The organism is Klebsiella sp. K-Nf6 (assembly GCF_002806655.1).
Classification (GTDB): Bacteria; Pseudomonadota; Gammaproteobacteria; order Enterobacterales; family Enterobacteriaceae; genus Klebsiella; species Klebsiella variicola.
Map to the genome: position 1 here is coordinate 25193 of NZ_PIBN01000019.1, position 21558 is coordinate 46750.

Genomic DNA, 21558 nt, shown 5'->3' on the forward strand with positions numbered 1-21558 from the left:
GCCATGCGAACAATACATGCCGCCATGCTGGCGGGGTGCCTTTGCTGCGCCCTGATGCCGGCTTTCGCCAAAGACGCGGGCTGGCAGTGGTACAACGAGAAACTGAAGCCCCGTGATGAGGACAGGAAAGCCGTACCAGCGGCACCACCGCCGCAAATGGATATCCTGGAGAAACAGGCAGTCCTGCAACATGCAACGAAAAAAGCATTAGCGGAAGCCATCCTGTATCCCTCGGTGCCGGCTTTTGTGAAGTTCTTCCGTCTTCAAAACTACTGGACGCAGCAGGCTGGCCTGTTCTCCATGAGCGCGAAGAAAGCCATGCTGGAAAACCCGGAGCTCGATTACAACCTGCAGTACAGCCACTACAACGGCACGGTAAAAAACCAGCTGGCCGCCGACTATGCCGAACAGCGTCAGGCTATCTCCACCCTCGCACAGCACTACGGTGTGATGTTCTTCTATCGGGGGCGCGACGCGATCGATGGCCAGCTGGTCCAGGTGATTAAAAATTTTCGCGAAACCTATGGCCTGAGCGTGATACCGGTGTCGGTTGACGGCGTGATTAACCCCATGCTGCCCGACAGCCGTAAGGACCAGGGCCAGGCAGAGCAGCTTGGCGTGAAGTTCTTCCCCGCGATGATGCTGGTTAACCCGAAAAGTGGCCAGGTGAAGCCTCTCAGTTACGGCTTTATCAGTCAGGACGACCTGGCGAAACAGTTCCTCTATGTCTCCAGCGACTTTAAACCGAATTTCTAAGGAGTGTGTCATGCGAAATATTCGTTTTCCGGATTTAGATATCACCGGGATGTGGGTGCTGGCCGTGGGCGTGTTTTTCCACCTGATAGCCCGGCTTGTCAGAAAACAGCCTGAAATGGCCGTGCAGGCCGCTGAAATTCTGGGATTAGGAATGGTGGTGTTCGGGGGATACCGCATTCTTAACGCCCTCATTGCTGAAGCCGAAAAAGAGGAGAAAGCTTGTGAAAAGCAGCCTGAAGAACATCGCTAAGACGCCGCTGGCGGCGCTGGCTCTTTCCCTTGCTCTGGCCGGACTGGCACAGGCGGGCACGCTCGATGAGGTGAAGTCGCTCTGGGATCCGCGGGGAATCTCCGGTACTGAAACGGCTTCCCCGCAGAGCGACACTCCCCAGGCGGTGAGCGGGGCATCTCAGCCACGCTGGTTACGACTCAGCAACGGAAAGCAGGTGGACCTGCGCGACTGGAAAGTGGTGCTGTTCATGCAGGGACACTGTCCCTACTGTCATAAGTTTGACCCGGTACTGAAGCAGCTGGCCGGACAGTATGGCTTCTCCGTGTTCTCTTACACCATTGACGGACAGGGTGATGACGCGTTTCCTGAGGCGCTGCCGGCGCCTCCTGACGTGATGCAGACCTTTTTCCCCAATATCCCGGTAGCCACCCCGACCACGTTTCTGGTCAACGTGAACACCCTGGCAGCGTACCCGATCCTGCAGGGCGCCACGGATGCACAGGGCTTTATGGCCAGAGTGGATACGGTATTTCAGATGATGCACTGAGTCTCTGTTATATCCGGTCTTAGCAAGTGATTAAGGAAAATAGCCATGAACAAATATATACGTTCGACGGGACTGTATGCGTTTTTATTTCCAGCCAGTTTAAAAGCACCCGGGCAGACAGCAGCAGAAAAAATAGAACAACTGAAGCCGGAATTTATCCACCGGGAAAGGCGTATGGAAATCTATCTGGAATTATTCATTGTGTTTCTCACTGCAGGTGCTCTGCTGTTATGGATAATGAGATTTTTATTTAATCTCTGCGTGGCTGACTGGATAGCCAGCGGTGACCTGCGAGTAAAAGACCTGTGGAATATTATGATGTACGCCATCCCTTATGCGCTGATCGCTGTTGGGGTGGGGTTCTTTGTTGCCGGAGTGACATTAGCGATCCGCAATTTTTTCAGTTATCACCTTAAGACCCTTTTTATTCTGAGAAATGACAGAGTTAAAAATAATGCTGTGCGTAATGGAGGACAGGATGCGAATTAAACTTCTGTCACTCTTCTGCGGTGCCGCGCTTGGCCTGTCATTTAGCGCCGCCGCCGACGTGAATGGCGACATGAACCAATTCTTCAATAAGCTTGGCTTTGCGTCCAATACCAGCCAGCCGCAGGTCTGGCAGGGACAGGCGGCGGGTTACGCCTCCGGCGGTTCGCTGTATGCCAGAACGCAGGTGAAAACGATCCAGCTGGTCAGCATGACCCTGCCGGATATTAACGCCGGCTGCGGCGGCATCGATGCGTACCTGGGGTCGTTCTCATTTATCAACAGCGAGCAGCTGCAGCGCTTCGGCAAACAAATTATGTCCAACGCCGCGGGCTACTTCTTTGACCTTGCCCTGCAGACCACGGTTCCGGAGATCAAAACTGCCAAAGACTTCCTGCAGAAGATGGCCAGCGACATCAACAGCATGAACCTCAGCTCCTGCCAGGCCGCTCAGGGCATTGTGGGCGGTCTGTTTCCACGGACCCAGGTGGCGCAGCAAAAGGTCTGCCAGGACATTGCCGGCGAGAGCAACATTTTTGCGGACTGGGCGGCTTCCCGTCAGGGCTGTTCGGTGGGGGGGCAGATGGACAAAGTGCAGGATAAAGCCAGCGATAAGGACAAGGAGCGTGTAATGAAGAACATCAACATTATGTGGGATGCCCTGTCCAAAAACCGGCTCTTTGACGGCAATAAGGAGCTGAAAGAGTTTGTGATGACCCTGACCGGGACGCTGATTTTTGGTGAGAACAGTGAGATCACCCCGCTGCCGGCACGCACCACTGACCAGGATCTGATTAAAGCCATGATGGAGGGCGGCACGGCTAAAATCTATCACTGCAATGATTCGGATAAGTGTCTTAAGGTCGTTGCTGATGCCACCGTGACCATCACCTCCAGTAAGGCGCTGAAAAGCCAGATTTCCGCTTTGTTAAGCAGTATCCAGAATAAAGCGGTGGCTGATGAAAAGCTGACGGATCAGGAGAAAGGGTTTATCTCCAGCACAACCATTCCGGTATTCAAATACCTGGTCGATCCGCAGATGCTCGGGGTGTCTAACTCACTTATTTACCAGCTGACGGACTATATCGGCTACGACATCCTGCTGCAGTACATTCAGGAACTTATCCAGCAGGCCCGGGCGATGATCTCAACCGGTAATTATCCCCAGTCGACAATGGATATGATCATGGAAAACCTCAACCAGGCGAGTGTGCAGATTGCAGCTTTCCAGTCCCGCGTTCAGGTTCAGCAGGACGCCTTGCTCGTGGTGGACAGGCAAATGAGTTACATGCGCCAGCAGGTCTCTGCCCGCATGATGACCCGCTACCAGAATAACTATCATTTTGGGGGGAATCAGTAATGCTTGAGGTATATGCCATTGCAGGCGGTGACTGGTTACGGGGCAACCTGAACGCGATTGCGGCGTTTATGGGGACCGGCACATGGTCGACCATAGAAAAGATGTGTATCGCCATTTCGGTACTCATTGTGGCGGGGAACTGGGTAAAAAAACACAACGTGATGGAGCTGATTGGCTGGGTCTTTTCGCTCACCCTGGTTTCTATGCTGATTGTCATTCGCACCCCTGTGCAGATCATCGATTACAGTAACGTTGCGCAGGTCTATGAAGTCGATAATGTACCTATTGGTCTGGCTATTCCGGCGTCGCTGACAACGCGGGTGGGAAACGCGCTTATCCAGAGTTATGAGATGGTCTTCGCGCTGCCGGACAGTGTCACGTACAGTAAAACGGGGATGTTATTTGGCAGTAATCTGGTCGCGAAAAGTACGGATTTTTTGTCACAAAATCCTCAGATTACGACGCTGTTTTCCGATTACGTACAAAACTGTGTGATGGGCGATATTTTTCTCAATCATAAGTACACTTTTGAGGAATTACTGAATTCACCTGACCCGTACACCCTGATTTTTGCAAACCCGAGTCCACTGCGTGGCGTGTTTGATAAAAACAACCAGTTCCAGACATGCGAGGAGGCCTCACGGGATCTGAAATCGGCTCTTGCGCTGGATACCCAGACAGGCGGTAAAACCTGGAACTACTATGTTCGTCAGCTGTTTGGCGGCAAACCTAATCCCGATCTGCTGTTCAGCCAGATGATTGGCGACAGCTACAATTACTTCTACAGCTCGGGACAGAGCGCCGGGCAGATTATCCGCCAGAACGTCACGATGAACGCCCTGCGCAGCGGGATCCAGAGTTATGCAGCCCGCAGCGGTGATACCGCCAGTCTGGTCAATATCGCTAACACCTCATCTCTTGAAAAGCAGCGGCTGGCTCAGGCCACAATGGGGCATCAGGCGCTTCGCGCACTTCCGCTGACGCAGACCGTCATTATGGGGTTAATGATTGGGATGTTCCCGATCATGGTGATGGCCGCCATGTTTAACATGATGACGCTGCAGGTGCTTAAGGGGTATGTGTTTGCGCTTATCTGGCTGCAGACGTGGCCATTGCTGTTCGCCATCCTGAACAGCGCAATGGCCTACTATGCGAAGCAAAATGGCGTGCCGGTTGTTCTCTCTGAGTTGTCGCAGGTTCAGCTCAAAAACTCGGATATTGCGACCACTGCGGGCTATATTGCCGTGATGATACCGCCTTTGTCGTGGGGGATCGTGAAGAGCATGGGGGCCGCCTTCTCCAGTGCCTACAGCCATTTTTCTTCTTCCGGGCTTGGTGCAACATCGCAGGCAGCCTCCGGCGTGGTGGACGGGAATTACTCGTTTGCCAACATGCAGATGGAGAACGTCAGCGGCTACAGCTGGGGTACCAACAGTACAACGAGTTTCGGACAGATGTCACGGCAGCTGGCGAACGGGGGAATGAGCACGCAGACGCGCGATGGCTCGATGGTCTGGGACAGTGGTGGTGCAATGTCAAAACTGCCGGTGGATATCAACGTCGGTCGTCAGATAGCCAGTGCGCAGCAACAGATGGCCCGTGAGTCAGATGTTCAGGCCGAAAGCGCGCTGCATGGCTATAACAGCAGCGTGACAAGTGCCTGGAATAGTCTGCAGCAATTTGGCACCAATAAAGGGAACAGCGCCTCAACAACGGCCGGGGCCGATACTACCGAGTCTTCGCAGGATTCGATGGCCAGAAGCAAGATGATGAATGCTGTAGATTCGTATGCTAAAGCTAACCATATTAGCCGTGATGAAGCATTCGGCCAGCTTATGGACAAGTCAGTGAGAGGTGATGTTTCTGGCGAGGCATATGTAGGAGCTAGAGGTGGTGTTGGATTCGAGCTCTTCGGTAATGGCGGTAAAGCTGAATTCGGTGGGAGGATGTCGGCGAGAGGGACAGCAAGTTCTGGATCTCAAGACAATACTACTGAGTCAGGACGCCAATCTAATGCTGACAATCATGATACCAGCAGTCAGGCAGTTAAAGACTTCAGAGAGTCTTCTGATTACTTCATCAACCAGAAATCAAGTCAGTCTGGAAACATCACTGATAACAATGCATCTTCTCGGGTTGATCAATTTTCCGCCTCTTTGGCCAGTGCGAAAAATAGCTATGACCAGTATACGACGAGCAAAACACGTAGCCATGAGTATAGTGAGATGGCCTCACGAACAGAAAGCATGAGCGGCCAGATGAACGAAAACCTGACTCAACAATTTGCTAATTTCGTACAGAAAAATGCCCCACAAAATGCTGAAGCTATTCTTACTGACACGTCTTCACCTGAAATCGCTGCCCAAAGGGAGCAACTGGCTCGTGAATTTGTGAAACAACAGGTTGAACCTAAAGTTGATGAGGCGTACCAGGAGGGCAGAAGAAACATTGGCGCAAATATGCCATCAGTTTCTGAAGGTAAAGGAAGCGGTACAGTATATGCGGACTACAACTCTCACGGTGATAGTATCGATGAGATGACCAAAAATGCAGGTATCAAAAATGATGTTCACCAATCGGTTGAACACATGGTTAGCGATAACCAGCAAGCTCATAAGGATAGGCAAGATAGCATACATAAGCAGGAGGATGATGTTCAGAATGAACACACTCGTCTGGAAAACCACCATAATTTGGAAGGAAATAAATTTGAGAAAGAATACAATGACAAAAAGGCTGAACAGAGAGCACTTCCTGGAGCGGATACAAGAGACGAACTCCTAGCTAAGGCCCAGGAATTTGAGCGGAAGCATAAGCCCTAACTAAGGGGGGAGGAAAGTAAAATATGAAAATGATTGCTTTGCTACTTATTCAGGGTATATCGTGCCTATTAGCAGGATGGCGAGTATCAGAAACTATTTTTATAGTATTAGCATCCGCGATATGGTTGTTGGTGTTCAAATATGTTTTCATTAAAGTTGGTGCGAAAACAAAACGCCGAGTAGCTGATGTTAGTAATCTTTATCTTGTTCTGGCCGGAGTCTGTTGTATTGTTAATCCCATAGCCTGTTTGATAAGTATTGTCCTATACCCAATTTGGGTTATGAATAAAGCAATAAAGTTTGCAACTGTGAAATTTAGTAATGATAATGAAAGTGCATTCGAAAATGGGACCGGCAGGAATTATGTCGGGAGAACACAATCATTGACGACCTTACCATACAAGGAAGTGTTCTTCGAGCGAGAGTTTATGAGTTATCAGCTTGAGCATTGTTCTGACGGTTCAGTCAACCTCGACCAACCTAATAGTACATGTAGCAGTGCTATGGGGCTATATGGAAATGAGATATCTATAAGTACCCATGATATTAATCCTGCGAGTGGGCTTCCTATGATTGAAAATGTAGACGTTGCAGGAAACGTGTATGGTATAGATCGGAATCATTAACAAATGATTAAGCTAATTTGACCACTAAAACTCAGCAGGGAGAGTGGCTGGTTTTAAAAAATCCCCCCTCAAATTTGGCCTATCAATTATGGTGGTTAGTTGGTAGGCTAAAAATACACATGCGAAATTATTAGTGCATTAATTTTAATAAATTTCCACTCAAATAAAAAGTTGGATATAGTAACTGCGCATTCTGGATGCAGAAATGGAATGTGTATGTCTCATAATGATTATGGCACAAGGAATATGTATGCAATTAAATAAATTGATGACTGTTATGGTCGTCAGCTCTGCGCTGGTGTTATCTGGATGTAGTGCAATGGGAACCGCCATTAAAAAGAGAAATCTGGAAGTAAAAACCCAGATGAGCGAAACAATCTGGCTGGAACCTTCAAATAATAAGACGGTTTATCTGCAAATCAAAAATACCTCCGATAAGGATATGAGTGGCCTGCAGGCAAAAATTGCCAGCGCCGTCACTTCAAAGGGATATCAGGTCGTCAGTAACCCGGATACGGCGGGCTACTGGATCCAGGCTAATGTGCTCAAGGCCGATAAAATGGACCTTCGTGAGTCTCAGGGCTGGTTAAGCCGGGGTTATGAGGGCGCTGTGACTGGCGCCGCTCTTGGGGCGGGGATTACCGCTTACAACTCCAGTTCCGCGGGAGCAACCCTGGGAGTAGGGCTTGCAGCCGGTCTGGTCGGAATGGCGGCTGACGCGATGGTGGAAGATGTGAACTACACCATGATCACCGATGTTCAGATCGCGGAAAGAACCAAAACTCAGGTTCAGACTGATAACGTGGCCGTATTACGTCAGGGAACATCGGGCGCAAAAGTGCAGACAAGTACGGAAACAGGTAATCAGCACAAATACCAGACTCGCGTCGTCTCGAACGCTAATAAAGTTAACCTCAAGTTCCCTGAAGCCCAGCCTGTTCTTGAAGACCAGCTGGCAAAATCGATCGCAAATATTCTGTAGGTTTTCTACTCCTCGGCCCGGGCACTCCGGGCCAGACTGGCATCACCTTTCTGGCGTGTCAAAATTCATTCGTCAAAGAATCAGTTAATTCCACATCTAAACGGTGAACAGTTGCGCAATTTATTTGTGCATCTGTGAGGCGTTGCCGCCTTCGGCGGAGTCTTTTTGACTTTATTTTATCAGAGGTTATTTATGACAATATCTGAACCTGTCAGGTCTGTTGATACACATGAACTGGTGCCTGGCGATATTTATCCGCATCCTGCTGTGGGGGAGACTTATTCCCTGTCACACCGCGAGGTCTGTTCTCTCTTCAGTGACCACATCATGTATTTTTGCAGCGCGTTGGTTATTCTCGTCCTTGTTTTCATCGCAGGTGTCTTTTTTCGAAAATTAATGACGTCTTCCGCGGGACGTAAGCGAGGCACGGTGTCAGTTATTCCCGATGCAAAGCCAGAAGCGCAGAGCAAACCGGAATATTTCCATCTTTCCATATGTGTGGAAGGCCCGGCCAGCACGGATGATTCTGTCCTGTCCTCTCTCGCCTCCCGTGTTGTGCGCGAAGCTGAAGATTTGTATATCCCCGGCGTCAATCGCCGCGACAGCACTGACGACGTGTTTGCCTGGTCCGTGCAGACTCAGTTTCCTTCTGACAGGCTCTGCAGTACCCGGCTTTTCCCGGGGGCAGGCTGGTTTGAACGTCCGGATATCATTAAACATCCCGTGAAGTATTTCTGCGTCTGCCTGCAGTACACGGCTGAAACATCGCCATCCACACTGCATGCCCTGGTCGATGAGGCCGGGCGGCAGGTGGCGAAGCCGTATATTAAAGGCGGACATTGCCTGGGCTCTGAGGGCTATACCTTCTGTATCACCACTGAATAACAGTCAGTATCCGGCCTGGTCATCAATGGATCCGGGCATGACTGTAATCCTGTTTTCTGTGCCGGTGTATTTCCGCTGATTAATTTGTCCTTCCGACCCTAATATTTTACTGACGGATTAGTGCCATGAGTTTTAATGCCAAAGATATGACGCAGGGCGGTCAGATCGCCAATATGCGCTTTCGCATGTTTGGTCAGATTGCCAATATTATTTTTTATGTGCTGTTTATTTTATTCTGGGTGCTGTGCGGACTGATGCTGATGTACCGGCTCAGCTGGCAGACCTTTGTGAACGGCTGCGTATACTGGTGGTGTACGACGCTGGGTCCGATGCGCGATATTATTCGCTCCCAGCCGGTATACACCATTCAGTATTACGGCCAGTCGCTGGAATATACCTCAGAACAAATCCTGGCCGATAAATATACTGTCTGGTGCGGAGAGCAGCTGTGGACTGGTTTCGCCTTTGCTGCCGTGGTTTCTCTTGTTATCTGTATCGTGACGTTCTTCATCGCCAGCTGGGTGCTGGGCCGCCAGGGGAAACAGCAGAGTGAGGACGAGAACACCGGCGGGCGCCAGCTTTCCGATAAGCCCAAAGAAGTGGCCCGCCAGATGAAGCGTGATGGAGTGGCCTCCGATATTAAAATTGGCGACCTGCCTATTCTTAAAAACTCCGAAATTCAGAACTTCTGCCTCCACGGTACCGTGGGTTCCGGTAAATCCGAAGTTATACGCCGGCTACTGAACTACGTGCGTGCCCGGGGCGATATGGCCATCATTTACGATCGCTCCTGTGAGTTCGTCAAAAGCTATTACGACCCGTCACTGGATAAAATCCTCAACCCGCTGGACTCGCGCTGTGCAGCCTGGGATTTGTGGAAAGAGTGCCTGACGCTGCCGGACTTCGACAACATCTCCAACACCCTTATCCCGATGGGTACCAAAGAAGATCCGTTCTGGCAGGGCTCCGGTCGCACTATCTTTGCCGAAGGCGCGTATCTGATGCGCGAAGACGACGATCGGAGCTACGAGAAGCTGGTCGATACCATGCTGTCCATTAAGATCGACAAGCTGCGCGCCTATCTGCAGAACACGCCGGCAGCGAACCTGGTTGAAGAGAAAATTGAGAAAACCGCCATCTCCATTCGAGCTGTGCTGACCAACTACGTTAAGGCTATTCGTTACCTGCAGGGCATTGAGAAGAACGGCGAACCATTCACTATCCGGGACTGGATGCGCGGCGTCCGTGAGGACCGACCCAATGGCTGGCTGTTTATCTCCTCCAACGCTGACACCCATGCTTCCCTGAAGCCGGTTATCTCGATGTGGCTGTCGATTGCCATCCGCGGCCTCCTGGCGATGGGCGAGAACCGTAACCGGCGTGTGTGGATCTTCGCTGACGAACTTCCCACGCTGCACAAGCTGCCGGACCTGGTCGAAATCCTCCCGGAGGCGCGTAAATTTGGTGGTTGTTATGTGTTCGGTATTCAGTCCTATGCCCAGCTGGAAGACATCTATGGCGTCAAGCCTGCCGCCACGCTTTTTGACGTAATGAACACCCGGGCCTTCTTCCGCTCCCCGAGTAAGGAGATTGCGGAGTTTGCTGCCGGTGAAATTGGCGAGAAGGAAATCCTCAAGGCCAGCGAGCAGTACTCCTACGGTGCTGACCCGGTGCGTGATGGGGTATCGACCGGGAAAGAAAAAGAGCGGGAAACGCTGGTCAGTTACTCCGATATACAGACGCTGCCGGACCTGTCCTGTTACGTCACGCTGCCCGGGCCGTATCCGGCCGTGAAGCTGGCCCTCAAATACAAACCGCGTCCGAAAATTGCCGAAGGATTTATTCCGCGCACTCTCGATGCGCGGGTGGATGCGCGGCTCAGTGCGTTGCTTGAAGCGCGGGAAGCTGAAGGCAGTCTTGCCAGGGCACTTTTCACGCCGGATGCGCCGGCATCCGGGCCCGCTGATACAAACAGTCACGCCGGTGAACAACCTGAGCCGATCAGTCAGCCTACGCCAGCAGACATGACAGTATCTCCGGCACCGGTAAAAGCGCCGCCGACAACAAAGAGTCCGGCAGCGGAACCTTCCGTCAGAGCAACGGAGCCTCCCGTCCTGCGGGTCACGCCCGAACCGTTGCTCAACCCAAAAGCAGCCGCTGCTGCCGCAACAGCATCATCTGCCGGTACCCCTGCAGCTGCTGCAGGCGGGACAGAACAGGAACTGGCGCAGCAGTCCGCGGAACAGGGACAGGACATGCTGCCGGCCGGCATGAACGAGGACGGTGTCATTGAGGACATGCAGGCGTATGACGCCTGGCTGGCAGATGAGCAGACACAGCGGGATATGCAGCGGCGTGAGGAAGTCAATATCAACCACAGCCACCGGCACGATGAGCAGGATGATGTCGAGATTGGAGGGAATATCTGATGCTCAGTTTCAGCCAGGTTAAATCGGCCGATAAAGCCGCGGATTACTATACCAACAAAGATAATTACTACGTCATCGGGAGCATGGACGAACGCTGGCAGGGTAAGGGGGCTGAGGCGCTGGGGATCGACGGGAAAGCCGTGGATAAGGCGCTGTTTACGGAACTGCTGAAAGGGAAGCTGCCGGATGGCAGCGACCTGACCCGGATACAGGATGGCGTGAATAAGCACCGGCCCGGTTACGACCTGACCTTCTCGGCACCGAAAAGTGTATCGATGCTGGCTATGCTGGGCGGCGATAAGCGTCTTATCGATGCTCATAATCGCGCGGTGACAGTAGCTCTTAACCAGGTGGAGTCCCTTGCCTCCACACGGGTAAAGAGAGATGGCGTTTCTGAAACGGTCCTGACCGGGAATCTGATTATTGCCCGCTTTAACCACGATACATCGCGCGCTCAGGACCCACAGATACACACGCACAGCGTGGTTATCAATGCGACACAGAACGGCGATAAATGGCAGACGCTGGCCAGCGATACCGTCGGTAAAACCGGGTTTTCCGAAAACATACTGGCCAACCGCATCGCTTTGGGAAAGATATACCAGAACTCTCTCAGGGCCGATGTTGAGTCTATGGGTTACAAGACAGTGGATGCGGGTAAGAATGGCATGTGGGAGATGGAGGGCGTGCCGGTTGAGTCGTTTTCCACGCGCAGTCAGGAGCTCCGGGAGGCTGCAGGACCCGATGCCTCCCTGAAGTCCCGGGATGTGGCCGCGCTCGATACCCGCAAGTCGAAAGAAGCCATCGATCCGGCAGAGAAGATGGTGGAGTGGATGAACACGCTGAAGGAGACCGGGTTTGACATCCGGGGGTACCGTGAGGCCGCCGATGCGCGAGCCGCAGAGCTGGCCCGTGCACCTGCCGCGCCGGTGAACACTGACGGTCCGGATATCACGGATGTGGTGACGAAAGCGATTGCCGGTCTCAGCGACCGCAAGGTGCAGTTCACGTATGCCGACCTGCTGGCACGCACGGTCGGCCAGCTGGAGGCGAAGGACGGTGTGTTTGAGCTGGCGAGAAAGGGCATCGATGCCGCCATTGAACGGGAGCAGCTGATCCCTCTCGATCGCGAGAAAGGCCTGTTCACCTCAAACATCCACGTTCTCGATGAACTCGCCGTCAAAGCCCTGAGTCAGGAGGTGCAGCGCCAGAATCATGTCTCCGTCACGCCCGATGCGTCTGTGGTGCGCCAGGTCCCTTTCAGCGATGCCGTCAGCGTGCTGGCGCAGGATCGCCCGGTCATGGGTATCGTTTCCGGTCAGGGCGGTGCAGCCGGCCAGCGGGAGCGGGTGGCCGAGTTAACCCTGATGGCCCGGGAGCAGGGGCGCGACGTCCATATCCTGGCGGCCGATAACCGCTCACGTGATTTTCTCGCCGGGGATGTGCGTCTGGCCGGGGAAACGGTGACCGGTAAATCCGCCCTGCAGGACGGGACGGCGTTTATTCCGGGCGGAACACTCATCGTGGATCAGGCGGAGAAGCTGAGCCTGAAGGAAACGATTTCCCTGCTCGATGGCGCGATGCGCCATAACGTGCAGGTCCTGCTCTCCGACAGCGGGAAGCGCAGCGGGACCGGCAGCGCGCTGACCGTACTGAAGGACAGCGGCGTGAATACGTATCGCTGGCAGGGTGGCCATCAGACCACAGCCGACATCATCAGTGAACCGGATAAAGGCGCACGCTACAGCCGGCTGGCACAGGAGTTTGCCGTCAGCGTGCGTGAAGGGCTGGAAAGCGTGGCGCAAATCAGCGGGACGCGTGAACAGAGCGTACTCAACGGCCTTATCCGTGACTCCCTCAGAAATGAGGGAGTGCTGGGTGAGAAAGACACGACCATTACAGCCCTGACGCCGGTATGGCTGGACAGCAAAAGCCGGGGCGTGCGGGATTATTACCGGGAGGGGATGGTGATGGAACGCTGGGATCCGGAGACCCGGACGCACGATCGCTTTGTCATTGACCGGGTGACCGCGAGCAGCAATATGCTGACCCTGAAAGACCGGGAAGGGGGCCGTCTGGATCTGAAGGTTTCCGCGGTCGACAGCCAGTGGACGCTGTTCCGGGCAGATACACTGCCGGTGGCCGAGGGGGAACGTCTGGCGGTGCTCGGGAAGATACCGGACACACGCCTGAAGGGCGGGGAAAGCATCACGGTGATGAAAGTGGAGGACGGGCAACTGACGGTACAGCGTCCGGGGCAGAAAACCACGCAGACCCTGGCCGTGGGCGCGGGCGTGTTTGACGGTATTAAAATCGGCCACGGCTGGGTGGAAAGTCCCGGCAGGTCGGTTAGCGAGACGGCAACGGTCTTTGCGTCGGTGACGCAGCGTGAGCTGGATAACGCCACCCTCAACCAGCTGGCGCAGAGCGGAAGTCATCTCCGTCTGTACTCAGCGCAGGATGCGGCTCGCACGACGGAGAAGCTGTCGCGGCATACCGCCTTCAGCGTGGTCTCAGAGCAGCTGAAGACCCGATCCGGCGAGACGGACCTGGATGCGGCCATTGCGCAGCAGAAGGCCGGACTGCGTACCCCGGCAGAACAGGCCATTCACCTGGCCATCCCGCTGCTTGAAAGTGAGAAACTGACCTTCTCCCGGCCCCAGCTGCTGGCGACGGCGCTGGAAACCGGGGGCGGGAAGGTTCCTATGGCGGACATCGACACGACCATTCAGGCACAAATCAGGTCGGGGCAGTTGCTGAATGTACCGGTGGCGCACGGCTACGGCAATGACCTGCTGATTTCCCGTCAGACCTGGGACGCAGAAAAAAGCATCCTGACCCACTTGCTGGAAGGTAAAGACGCGGTGGCCCCCCTGATGGACCGTGTGCCGGCCAGTCTGATGACGGACCTGACCGCCGGACAGCGGGCGGCGACCCGGATGATTCTGGAAAGCACGGATCGGTTCACGGTGGTTCAGGGGTATGCCGGGGTGGGGAAAACCACCCAGTTCCGGGCAGTCATGAGTGCCATCAGTCTGCTGCCGGAAGAGACCCGTCCGCGCGTCATCGGTCTGGCGCCGACGCATCGCGCGGTCGGGGAAATGCAGAGTGCCGGCGTGGATGCGCGCACGACGGCGTCGTTCCTCCACGACACGCAGCTGCTGCAGCGCAATGGCCAGACACCCGATTTCAGCAACACCCTGTTCCTGCTCGACGAGAGCTCGATGGTGGGGCTGGCCGATATGGCAAAAGCCCACTCGCTCATCGTCGCCGGCGGTGGACGGGCGGTGTCCAGCGGGGATAACGACCAGCTGCAGCCCATCGCGCCGGGCCAGCCGTTCAGGCTGATGCAGCAGCGCAGCGCCGCCGACGTTGCCATCATGAAAGAGATTGTGCGCCAGGTGCCTGAGCTGCGACCGGCGGTCTACAGCCTGATTGAGCGGGATGTGCACCGCGCCCTGACCACCATTGAGCAGGTCACGCCGGAGCAGGTGCCGAGAAAAGAAGGCGCCTGGGCGCCGGGCAGTTCTGTGGTGGAATTCACGCCGGCGCAGGAAAAGGCGATACAAAAGGCGCTGAGCGAGGGGAAAACCCTGCCGGCAGGTCAGCCCGCGACGCTCTACGAGGCGCTGGTGAAGGACTATACCGGACGGACCCCGGATGCACAGTCGCAGACGCTGGTGATCACCCACCTGAACAAGGACAGGCGGGCGCTGAACAGTCTGATCCATGACGCACGGCGGGAGAACGGGGAAACCGGCAAAGAGGAAATCACCCTGCCGGTGCTGGTCACGAGTAACATCCGTGACGGTGAACTGCGCAAACTGTCGACCTGGACGGCTCACAAGGAGGCGGTGGCGCTGGTTGATAACGTATACCACCGTATCAGCAAGGTGGATAAGGATAATCAGCTGATCACCCTGACAGACAGTGAAGGAAAGGAGCGATATATCTCACCCCGGGAGGCATCGGCAGAAGGCGTCACGCTCTATCGTCAGGAAAAGATCACCGTGTCTCAGGGGGACCGCATGCGCTTCAGCAAAAGTGACCTGGAGCGCGGCTATGTAGCCAACAGCATCTGGGAGGTGCAGTCTGTTTCGGGTGACAGTGTCACGCTGTCTGATGGCAAAACCACCCGCACGCTGACCCCGAAGGCGGATCAGGCGCAGCAGCATATCGACCTCGCCTACGCCATCACGGCTCACGGCGCCCAGGGGGCCAGCGAACCGTATGCCATCGCACTGGAAGGGGTGGCCGGTGGTCGGGAACAGATGGCCAGCTTTGAGTCTGCCTATGTGGCTTTATCCCGCATGAAACAGCATGTTCAGGTCTACACCGACAGCCGTGAGGGCTGGATAAAGGCCATCAAGCATTCTCCTGAGAAAGCGACGGCGCACGATATTCTTGAACCCCGTAACGACCGGGCGGTGAAAAGCGCCGATCTGCTGTTCGGGCGGGCAAGACCACTGGATGAAACCGCCGCTGGCCGGGCAGCCCTGCAGCAGTCCGGTCTGGCACAGGGAAATTCACTGGGAAAATTCATTTCTCCGGGGAAAAAGTACCCTCAGCCGCATGTGGCGCTGCCGGCATTCGATAAGAACGGGAAAGCCGCCGGTATCTGGCTCAGCCCGCTGACCGATCGGGACGGACGGCTGGAGGCCATCGGCGGAGAGGGACGAATTATGGGCAATGAAGACGCCCGGTTCGTGGCGCTGCAGAACAGCCGCAATGGTGAAAGCCTGCTGGCCGGGAATATGGGGGAGGGCGTCAGAATGGCCCGCGACAATCCCGATACCGGGGTGGTGGTGCGGCTGGCCGGTGATGACCGCCCCTGGAACCCCGGGGCCATGACCGGCGGGCGGGTATGGGCTGAACCGGCGCCGGTGGCTCCGGTACCGCAGGCCGGGGCTGACATTATCCTCCCGCCAGAGGTTCTGGCGCAGCGGGCGGCAGAAGAACAGCAGCGCCGCGAAATGGAAAAACAGGCGGAACAGACTGCCCGGGAAGTGGCCGGGGAGGCGCGTAAAGCCGGCGAGCCGGTGGACCGGGTGAAAGAGGTTATCGGGGACGTCATCCGTGGACTCGAGCGTGACCGGCCGGGCCCGGAGAAAACGACGCTACCGGATGATCCTCAGTTCCGGCGCCAGGAGGCGGCGATTCAGCAGGTGGCCTCAGAAAGTCTGCAGCGTGAGCGTCTGCAGGCTGTGGAGCGGGACATGGTTCGTGACCTGAACCGCGAGAAAACCCTCGGGGGCGACTGACGCGCCTGCGGCTTGTCTGCCCCGGCAGGGCCTCCGGTTAACACCGGCCCCCCTGCCGGGGCGCGGTAAAAAGAGAGAAGGATACAGAGATGACAGCACACACAATGGGTTTCAGAGCCGCTGACCGCTGGCTGCAGGCATTACTGACCTGGACACCGGGTCAGACGGATATGATTAAAACGGTGGCCCTGGTCCTGATGGTCACCGACCATGCCGGGTTACTGCTGGCACACAATAACGAGATAATGCGGCTTCTGGGACGGGGCTGTTTTCCGCTGTTTGGTCTGGCATGGGGAATGAATCTGGCCCGGCACGCGGAAATACGCCAGTCGCAGCTGAACAGCCTGTGGGGCTGTGCGCTGGTTGCCCAGGTGTCGTTTATGCTCATCGGGTACCCGTGGTATACCGGGAATATTCTGTTTGCCTTTGCCGTCACGGGCCAGGTCCTGCGGTGGGTCAGCCAGCCGTCCTGGTATTACACCCTCCCGGCGGTCGGACTGCTGGTCGCCTGGATACCCCTGTCAACCGGCAGCTACGGCATGGCCGGAGTGGGTATGCTCACCGCCAGCTGGCTGCTTTGCCGCGCACAGCATGCACCGGAACGGCTGGGATACGGGGTGCTGTGGGCCCTCATGGTGTTGCTGATGAATATGCATAACGTGAGTGAATCGGCGGCCGGGCTGGCGATTGCGCTGCTGACGCTGATCGTGTGTTCATCTGCCGGAGAACGTGTGAAACGCTTCTGGCCGCGGCATTTCTTTGTGATGTTCTATGCAGTGCACCTGGCGGTACTGGGTATTGTCATCTCGATGTAAAAAAAAACCGGACACAGGTCCGGGGGAGGGCACATTGCCCGTAAACGTGACAAGGGGATATCATCGTTGTGTCCACTGCATTGTGAGGTGAAACGATGATACCGTTAGCGTATCGTATACCTCAGACCTGTAGCTTTTATTGATATGGCCCCTTATGAGTGAAGAAAAACGCCCTGTACTGAGCCTGAAACGAAAACCGGCGGAAGACAGTACGGCCCCCGCGGAGGCGACGCCAGTTCCTGGTGTGGTGCGCCGTAAGAAAGTCGTGGTGGTTTCGTCCCCGCCGGCCTGGAAGGTAAAGAAAGCGAAACTTGAGAAGGTTAAGCAGGCGGCCGAAGCCGCCGCGCGTAACGCGGCGCCGGAGCCGGTTAAAGCAGTAAAGACGCCACCTCCGGTGCGTTATCTCCGCCTGCTGCCGCCGGAACAGGCCATCATGACCCTGAAGGCATTCTGGCCACAGCTGTTCGACGGAAACGCGCCACGTCTGCTGGCGACGGGCATGCGCGAACAGCTGTTTGCGGATATCGTGAACCGTGACCTGCCGCTGTCGCATAAACAGGTGATTAAATGCCTGAAGAGTCTGACCCGGTCTGCGGGCTATCTGTCCCGGATGAAGGTGGGGGCCTCCCGCTATGATCTGCAGGGGAATGCCGTCGCGACCGTCACAGCAGAGGAAGCGCAGTACGCCAGTGAGCGCATGATGAAAGAACTCCTGCGAACTGAGCGTATGCGGAGCCAGTCAGCTGACTGAATACAATCGGGGGAGAGGAAATGGATTTTGAAGCGCGGAAACAAAAGGCGCTGGCGATCATGGCCAGCCGTAAGATGTGGAAAAGCAATTATGCACCGCTTCTGATACGACTGTTGTGGCGGCTGGGGATAAACATTCCCCCGCTGCCGTTTGCTCCGTTCTGGCAGGTTTTTGTCGTAATGACAGGCTATTTCTCCCTTGGATATGGGCTGTGGATGTACTGGACGGTGTGGCGGGCCCAGGGGATGCCTCTCCTGTTCGCCTGCGAAATCAGTCTTATCGCGGGCGTGTTATTTGGCCTGACGATGGCACTTTTTCATCTGTGGCGGCGAAAGGTGAATAAATTACCTGACTGGAAAGATCTGTAATGAAATAAATATATGCTGTCAGGTTGTGAATATTCCTGGCCTGACAGACGCCTCGTTTTCTAAAAACATTTACCCTGTATGGTGTGGTTATTATACGTGACTACGTCCGTTCTGGTATTACTCCTGTCCGGAAGGGGCTGTTGTGTTTCTTATTGTCGTATATAGTCAGAACAAATATATTCAAACGAAATAGAGGTAAATGGCGAAAGGCATTGTGGCTGAGGCATGTGTGTTGTCCGGGTATGGGCAGACGCGAAGAATGACAAGCCATTCGGTGCCGTGAATGGCTTCTTCGGGACTGCCACGTCCCGGGGCGATGTGACGCTTATAAGTGCTCAATTTTCAATTTAAGTCATCCACTGTCTGTATTTAACTGATTTCAATATTTTTATTACATCACGACGTGCGATATATGAAATGCACAGGCTTTCATATCGTGCGTAAATCATCAAATAAAAAGGAATAATACTATGTTTAAATATTTTATTCTGCGCAAACAGCAGCAGCTGTTCTGTTATTTCTGCGGTATCGTGCTAGCGATGGTTCTTATGCTCCTGTTCCCTTCCGTTCTTCGGGGGAGTGGGTTTTATCTGCTTTTATCGTCTGTTGCGCTGTTCTGGGCAGGCCTTGCCCTATATACGCGTCACATCGACCGGATGAGAAAGCCAGAGGTCTCACCGCTGGTCAGTATTCGCGACGGTAATCAGGTGGTGGCCGAGGTGCCGCGCCATGAAAAGGCCCGGCTGGAATGGGAAATCTTCCGGGACGATGAGGTGTTTCGCCAGCAAAGGTGGGAGCTTACAGGCCTGACCGGACGGGTTATCAGCCGGGGGCTGTTGTATACGCCGGCGGTGATGCTGGTCGGTATCGGTATTCTCGCCTGGGGTTCCCCACAGGATGCCATCCAGCTGATTAATGCTCTTCGTAATATGCCTGCTGCGGAACTGGTGCATCAGATTGGTTTTGTCCTGTGCCTCGTCCTGCAGATTAGCGTCATATCAGTTCTGATCGCTGATGTTGTAGCCGGGAGAGGATTGCCGAATGTATTTCGCCGCGCGTTGCTCGACAGGCTGCCGGCAGAGTTCTGCCTTATCAGAAGAGGGACAGAAAGATGAGGACGACGACAGGAAAACGCATCGGGAAAGAAAGGAACATCAGGGAATAAAATACATGGCAAAGATATTAATGATGGCGGGCAGTACCGTTGTTGTGCTGAGTTTGCTGGGGTTTCTGGTGCTGCTTCTGAAAGGACGCGCAGTAACGAAGACTTCCCCGGTTCTGATGTCACTCAAAGCCCTGGGTATTCGCCCCTCAGAGGCTGAGCAACGGTTGTGTCGCCAGCAGGTCTGGGTGGGTAATGACACACTGATGACGCCACGGGAACAACATTTTTTCCGGGCATTACTGAGGCATACCAGCCGAAATCGCTGGCTGTTGTGTCCTCAGGTCCGGGTGGCAGATATTGCCACACTCTCTTCCCATATCCGGCCACGATCCCGGACCTGGTGGCAACTCTTCCGCATGGCATCACAGTGGCACTGCGATGTGGTCATCGTTGACATCCATACCTTCGCTATCATCGGCGCAGTTGAACTGGATGATGCCTCACATCTGAAAAAACACCGTATCCGGCGCGATATTCTGCTGGAAGAGGTTCTGAGGCAGGCCGGTATTCCACTACTACGCGATCGGGATTCAGAGAGGCTGGTAAGAAGGGTCGGAGAGTTTCTGAAAAACCGCGGAGCCGATGCTGCCGAAAAATCCATAACCGGTATGAATTCAACGACAGAGCATACTGAACGCAAGGAGAAAGAAAAATGATTATCGCCGCCGAAGTGAAACGTGATGAACAGGGGTACTGGACACATCCAGCGCTGGCACGCAGTGGTTGTGAAACTTCCGCAGAATTAAGCTACTGGCTCAGAACTCATAAACTTCAGTGCTTTGTGATGACAATGCGCGATGAGGCGCCTGAAGCCTTTGCTGCCGGATTTACGGATGAAGCCCCGGATGCCCGTGGCTGGATACCGGAACCGCCGAATGATGATGATGGCTGGCTCCTGGGCTCTGTCCACGATACCGGCGACGGACCCGTCTGCTACTGGTTTCGGCATACCACAAAATCCTGACGCCTCCGCATGGCGTCGTTGTCCAACCCCGGGAACGGGGAAAAGCCAGTTTCCCCCGCTCCCGGCGTTTCTTAAAACACCCGTTAAGGAAATACTGTGAAAAAAATTAACCGTACACTCCGCAGATGTTGTCTGTCGGGGCTTATTAGTCTGACTTTGTTTGCACCTGTTCCAGCCGTGTATGCCGCCAGCATCGAGACGGGATATTCACCGGAAGGAACGGCTCTGCAGCTGGTCCTGAAGACTATTGATTCTGCGCAGCAGGAAATCCGGCTGATGGGGTATTCCTTTACCTCACCTGAAGTCGCCAGCGCGCTTGTCAGGGCAAAGCGGCGTGGTGTCGATGTGAAAGTGGTTCTGGACTGGAAAGCCAATACCGGCAAGCAAAACCAGGCGAGTCTGGCGGCCATGAATCTTCTGGTCAATGCCGGCATCCCGGTTCGCACAGTGTCGCAGTACAAAATCATGCACGATAAAGTCATGATTGCTGATGGCCGCAATATTGAAGTCGGGTCTTTTAACTACACCCGCGCCGCTGAACGCGTCAATTCAGAGAACGTGTTGGTCGTATGGGATGATCCTGTCGTAGCTCAACGCTATCTGCAGCACTGGCAAACTCGTTGGGAGATGGGAAAAGACTGGAGTTCCTCGTATTAATCCCCTAGCTCAATAACCTGCTCGTTGCGCCAACAAGGGCTGGTTATATAACTAAAAATAACGTAACTCTCGCTGCATCTAGCGACGTGTAGTATCTTTGTTCAAGTATTCAGTTATATGCTTGAGGAGGCAGAGATGTCACAGGTCGTTAACGGAGTTACTTCCTCATCTAAACGTCCCTATAGAAAGGGCAATCCTGTTTCTGCGGCAGAACGTCAGCAGAAAGCTGTTGCCCGAAAAAAAGCGACGCATAAAGAGGTGAGAGTATTTGTGCGGGACAAGCTTAAAAACCAGCTTCAAATTATGTGTGAGAATGAAGGAATTACTCAGGCAGAAATGATTGAGAGGCTGATAGAAAGGGAATCTGCAAAACTAGGAATTGACGTAACGACGTCACATTCTTGATCCGGTTGGCTATGAGTGCTAGATTACTGATCGTTTAGACATTGCTG

Annotated in this window: 19 protein-coding genes; all 19 read left to right on the forward strand. The window is 54.4% G+C overall.

Features of this window, described 5'->3' with window-relative positions:
- Positions 1 to 3: 3 nt before the first annotated feature.
- The 19 genes from traF (at position 4) to CWM61_RS24125 (ending at position 21511) form a co-directional block, all read left to right on the forward strand.
- Positions 4 to 756: a type-F conjugative transfer system pilin assembly protein TraF gene (traF, locus tag CWM61_RS24035; protein WP_100632043.1), complete on the forward strand. Its 753-nt coding sequence runs from the start codon at positions 4 to 6 to the stop codon at positions 754 to 756.
- A 10-nt stretch (positions 757 to 766) separates the two neighbouring features.
- On the forward strand, positions 767 to 1006 hold the full coding sequence (gene traQ, locus CWM61_RS24040) for a type-F conjugative transfer system pilin chaperone TraQ (protein WP_023340931.1): 240 nt from the start codon (positions 767 to 769) through the stop codon (positions 1004 to 1006).
- Positions 978 to 1535 (forward strand): type-F conjugative transfer system pilin assembly thiol-disulfide isomerase TrbB, encoded by a 558-nt coding sequence (gene trbB, locus CWM61_RS24045; protein WP_020804677.1) that lies wholly within the window; start codon positions 978 to 980, stop codon positions 1533 to 1535. The genes traQ and trbB overlap by 29 nt, the downstream gene beginning before the upstream one ends.
- Before the next feature lie 45 nt (positions 1536 to 1580).
- On the forward strand, positions 1581 to 2024 hold the full coding sequence (gene trbF / locus CWM61_RS24050) for an F-type conjugal transfer protein TrbF (RefSeq protein ID WP_020316643.1): 444 nt from the start codon (positions 1581 to 1583) through the stop codon (positions 2022 to 2024).
- On the forward strand, positions 2002 to 3381 hold the full coding sequence (gene traH, locus CWM61_RS24055) for a conjugal transfer pilus assembly protein TraH (protein WP_072198238.1): 1380 nt from the start codon (positions 2002 to 2004) through the stop codon (positions 3379 to 3381). Before trbF ends, traH begins: the two co-directional genes overlap by 23 nt.
- The gene (traG, locus tag CWM61_RS24060; RefSeq protein ID WP_100632044.1) at positions 3381 to 6203 is read left to right on the forward strand and encodes a conjugal transfer mating-pair stabilization protein TraG; all 2823 of its coding nucleotides are present in this window, start codon (positions 3381 to 3383) and stop codon (positions 6201 to 6203) included. Before traH ends, traG begins: the two co-directional genes overlap by 1 nt.
- 23 nt (positions 6204 to 6226) lie before the next feature.
- Entirely contained in the window at positions 6227 to 6829 is a 603-nt protein-coding gene (locus CWM61_RS24065; protein WP_100632045.1) for a hypothetical protein, read from the forward strand.
- A 250-nt stretch (positions 6830 to 7079) separates the two neighbouring features.
- Positions 7080 to 7811, forward strand: coding sequence for a conjugal transfer complement resistance protein TraT (gene traT / locus CWM61_RS24070; protein ID WP_016831056.1), 732 nt, complete (start codon positions 7080 to 7082; stop codon positions 7809 to 7811).
- A 192-nt stretch (positions 7812 to 8003) separates the two neighbouring features.
- Positions 8004 to 8696 carry a hypothetical protein gene (locus CWM61_RS29510; RefSeq protein ID WP_164845841.1) on the forward strand — a complete coding sequence of 231 codons (693 nt, stop codon included), beginning with the start codon at positions 8004 to 8006 and terminating at the stop codon, positions 8694 to 8696.
- Positions 8697 to 8821: 125 nt separating this feature from the next.
- On the forward strand, positions 8822 to 11125 hold the full coding sequence (gene traD, locus CWM61_RS24080; protein WP_100632046.1) for a type IV conjugative transfer system coupling protein TraD: 2304 nt from the start codon (positions 8822 to 8824) through the stop codon (positions 11123 to 11125).
- Positions 11125 to 16386 carry a conjugative transfer relaxase/helicase TraI gene (gene traI / locus CWM61_RS24085; protein ID WP_100632047.1) on the forward strand — a complete coding sequence of 1754 codons (5262 nt, stop codon included), beginning with the start codon at positions 11125 to 11127 and terminating at the stop codon, positions 16384 to 16386. Before traD ends, traI begins: the two co-directional genes overlap by 1 nt.
- A gap of 89 nt (positions 16387 to 16475) precedes the next feature.
- The gene (gene traX / locus CWM61_RS24090) at positions 16476 to 17201 is read left to right on the forward strand and encodes a type-F conjugative transfer system pilin acetylase TraX (RefSeq protein ID WP_100632048.1); all 726 of its coding nucleotides are present in this window, start codon (positions 16476 to 16478) and stop codon (positions 17199 to 17201) included.
- 154 nt (positions 17202 to 17355) lie between these two features.
- On the forward strand, positions 17356 to 17952 hold the full coding sequence (locus CWM61_RS24095) for a fertility inhibition protein FinO (protein WP_077138885.1): 597 nt from the start codon (positions 17356 to 17358) through the stop codon (positions 17950 to 17952).
- A gap of 20 nt (positions 17953 to 17972) precedes the next feature.
- Positions 17973 to 18320 carry a DUF6404 family protein gene (locus CWM61_RS24100; RefSeq protein ID WP_015632524.1) on the forward strand — a complete coding sequence of 116 codons (348 nt, stop codon included), beginning with the start codon at positions 17973 to 17975 and terminating at the stop codon, positions 18318 to 18320.
- A gap of 470 nt (positions 18321 to 18790) precedes the next feature.
- The gene (locus CWM61_RS24105) at positions 18791 to 19435 is read left to right on the forward strand and encodes a hypothetical protein (RefSeq protein WP_049246155.1); all 645 of its coding nucleotides are present in this window, start codon (positions 18791 to 18793) and stop codon (positions 19433 to 19435) included.
- 55 nt (positions 19436 to 19490) lie between these two features.
- Positions 19491 to 20141 (forward strand): DUF2726 domain-containing protein, encoded by a 651-nt coding sequence (locus CWM61_RS24110; protein ID WP_060598856.1) that lies wholly within the window; start codon positions 19491 to 19493, stop codon positions 20139 to 20141.
- Positions 20138 to 20449, forward strand: coding sequence for a hypothetical protein (locus CWM61_RS24115; RefSeq protein WP_100632049.1), 312 nt, complete (start codon positions 20138 to 20140; stop codon positions 20447 to 20449). The genes CWM61_RS24110 and CWM61_RS24115 overlap by 4 nt, the downstream gene beginning before the upstream one ends.
- A 105-nt stretch (positions 20450 to 20554) precedes the next feature.
- Positions 20555 to 21106: a phospholipase D family protein gene (locus CWM61_RS24120; RefSeq protein WP_100632103.1), complete on the forward strand. Its 552-nt coding sequence runs from the start codon at positions 20555 to 20557 to the stop codon at positions 21104 to 21106.
- 135 nt (positions 21107 to 21241) lie between these two features.
- Positions 21242 to 21511, forward strand: coding sequence for a replication regulatory protein RepA (locus CWM61_RS24125; protein WP_025712715.1), 270 nt, complete (start codon positions 21242 to 21244; stop codon positions 21509 to 21511).
- Positions 21512 to 21558: the final 47 nt, after the last annotated feature.

Bases quoted from the DNA above. Each gene is read 5' to 3' on its own strand.
- traF (WP_100632043.1), top strand. From the start codon at position 4: ATGCGAACAATACATGCCGCCATGCTGGCGGGGTGCCTTTGCTGCGCC.
- traQ (WP_023340931.1), top strand. From the start codon at position 767: ATGCGAAATATTCGTTTTCCGGATTTAGATATCACCGGGATGTGGGTG.
- trbF (WP_020316643.1), top strand. From the start codon at position 1,581: ATGAACAAATATATACGTTCGACGGGACTGTATGCGTTTTTATTTCCA.
- traH (WP_072198238.1), top strand. From the start codon at position 2,002: ATGGAGGACAGGATGCGAATTAAACTTCTGTCACTCTTCTGCGGTGCC.
- traG (WP_100632044.1), top strand. From the start codon at position 3,381: ATGCTTGAGGTATATGCCATTGCAGGCGGTGACTGGTTACGGGGCAAC.
- CWM61_RS24065 (WP_100632045.1), top strand. From the start codon at position 6,227: ATGAAAATGATTGCTTTGCTACTTATTCAGGGTATATCGTGCCTATTA.
- traT (WP_016831056.1), top strand. From the start codon at position 7,080: ATGCAATTAAATAAATTGATGACTGTTATGGTCGTCAGCTCTGCGCTG.
- CWM61_RS29510 (WP_164845841.1), top strand. From the start codon at position 8,004: ATGACAATATCTGAACCTGTCAGGTCTGTTGATACACATGAACTGGTG.
- traD (WP_100632046.1), top strand. From the start codon at position 8,822: ATGAGTTTTAATGCCAAAGATATGACGCAGGGCGGTCAGATCGCCAAT.
- traI (WP_100632047.1), top strand. From the start codon at position 11,125: ATGCTCAGTTTCAGCCAGGTTAAATCGGCCGATAAAGCCGCGGATTAC.
- traX (WP_100632048.1), top strand. From the start codon at position 16,476: ATGACAGCACACACAATGGGTTTCAGAGCCGCTGACCGCTGGCTGCAG.
- CWM61_RS24095 (WP_077138885.1), top strand. From the start codon at position 17,356: ATGAGTGAAGAAAAACGCCCTGTACTGAGCCTGAAACGAAAACCGGCG.
- CWM61_RS24100 (WP_015632524.1), top strand. From the start codon at position 17,973: ATGGATTTTGAAGCGCGGAAACAAAAGGCGCTGGCGATCATGGCCAGC.
- CWM61_RS24105 (WP_049246155.1), top strand. From the start codon at position 18,791: ATGTTTAAATATTTTATTCTGCGCAAACAGCAGCAGCTGTTCTGTTAT.
- CWM61_RS24110 (WP_060598856.1), top strand. From the start codon at position 19,491: ATGGCAAAGATATTAATGATGGCGGGCAGTACCGTTGTTGTGCTGAGT.
- CWM61_RS24115 (WP_100632049.1), top strand. From the start codon at position 20,138: ATGATTATCGCCGCCGAAGTGAAACGTGATGAACAGGGGTACTGGACA.
- CWM61_RS24125 (WP_025712715.1), top strand. From the start codon at position 21,242: ATGTCACAGGTCGTTAACGGAGTTACTTCCTCATCTAAACGTCCCTAT.